At 78.1% G+C, this 1,397-nt stretch carries 1 protein-coding gene and 1 pseudogene; one reads left to right on the top strand and one right to left on the bottom strand.

Annotation, left to right across the window (positions count from 1 at the left end):
- Nucleotides 1-1,295, top strand: a 1,295-nt coding sequence (locus tag AOK22_RS36035) for an amino acid adenylation domain-containing protein (RefSeq protein WP_157872397.1), incomplete at its 5' end; no start/stop codon positions are given.
- Here the strand turns inward: AOK22_RS36035 and AOK22_RS44100 are convergent.
- Nucleotides 1,223-1,372 (bottom strand): annotated as a pseudogene (locus AOK22_RS44100) (hypothetical protein); the annotation flags it as partial. The gene AOK22_RS36035 and the pseudogene AOK22_RS44100 sit on opposite strands and share 73 nt — an antisense overlap.
- Between the last annotated feature and the right edge of the window lie 25 nt (nucleotides 1,373-1,397).

Raw genomic sequence — 1,397 nt, 5'->3', positions numbered from 1 at the left:
CCGCGCACCCGCCCGAGCGGCTGCGCGAGCTGATCGACGACACCCGCCCCGCGCTCGTCCTCACCGACGGCACCGTCGACGGCCTGCCCTGGACGACCCTCATCGACGAGGCCGCGCAGCTGTCCGGCGCGCCGCTGGGCGACGGCGAACTGGCCGCGCCCCGCCACCCCGAGCACCTCGCCTACGTCATCCACACCTCCGGCTCGACCGGCCGTCCCAAGGGCGTCCTCGGCCGCGTCGGCGGACTCGCCGCGCTCGCCCACAGCCTCGTGGACCGCTTCGCGCTGGACGCGGACACCCGTGTCCTGCAACTGGGTTCACCGGCGTTCGACATCTCCGTCGCCGAGATGTGCATGGCCTTCGGGCCCGGCGGCACCCTCGTCGTGCCGCCCCCGGGACCGCTCGCGGGCGACGCCCTCGGGCGGGTCCTCGACGAGCGGCGGATCTCCTGCACGATGGTGCCGCCCTCCGTCCTGGCGTCGGTGCCCGAGGGCCCGTATCCGCACCTGCGCGCCCTCGCGGTCGGCGCGGAGGCCTGCCCGCCCGCCCTGGTGGCCCGCTGGGCCGTCGGCGGACGCCGCTTCCACAACGCGTACGGGCCGACCGAGTCCACCGTCGCCGCGACCCTCTCGGGGCCGCTGACCGGCGACGGCACGGCCGTGCCCATCGGCACACCCGTCGCGGGCACCACCGCCCATGTCCTGGACGCGCGGCTGCGCCCGGTGCCCGTCGGGGTCGCGGGCGAGCTGTACCTGTCCTCGCCCGGTCTGGCGCGCGGTTATCTCAACCGGCCCGCCGCGACCGCCGAGCGCTTCGTCGCCGACCCGTACGGCCCGCCCGGCGCCCGCATGTACCGCACGGGCGACCTGGTGTACCGCGACGACGACGGCACCCTCCACTACCTGGGCCGCACCGACGAGCAGGTCAAGCTGCGCGGCCTGCGCATCGAACCGGGCGAGGTCGCCGCCGCCCTGACCGGCCACCCGGCGGTCGCCCGGGCCGCCGCCGTCGTCCGCGACGACGCGGCGGGCCGCCCCCAGCTGGTCGGCTACGCGGTGCCCGCCCCGGGACACGCCCTCGACCCGAACGCGCTCCTCGCGTACGCCGCCACCCGGCTGCCCGCGCACATGGTGCCCTCGGACGTCGTGGAGCTGCCCGCGCTGCCGCTGACCCGCAGCGGCAGCGCGGGCAGCTCCACGACGTCCGAGGGCACCATGTGCGCGGGCAGCCGGGTGGCGGCGTACGCGAGGAGCGCGTTCGGGTCGAGGGCGTGTCCCGGGGCGGGCACCGCGTAGCCGACCAGCTGGGGGCGGCCCGCCGCGGCGTCGCGGACGACGGCCGCGGCCCGGGCGGCCGGCGGGTGGCCGGTCAGGGCGGCGCCGACCTCGCCCGGTTCG

This window comes from Streptomyces silaceus (assembly GCF_001419745.1).
GTDB classification, from domain to species: domain Bacteria; phylum Actinomycetota; class Actinomycetes; order Streptomycetales; family Streptomycetaceae; genus Streptomyces; species Streptomyces silaceus.
The sequence above is the reverse complement of the archived record's forward strand: the minus strand, read 5'-3'. Positions and strand labels throughout refer to the sequence as shown.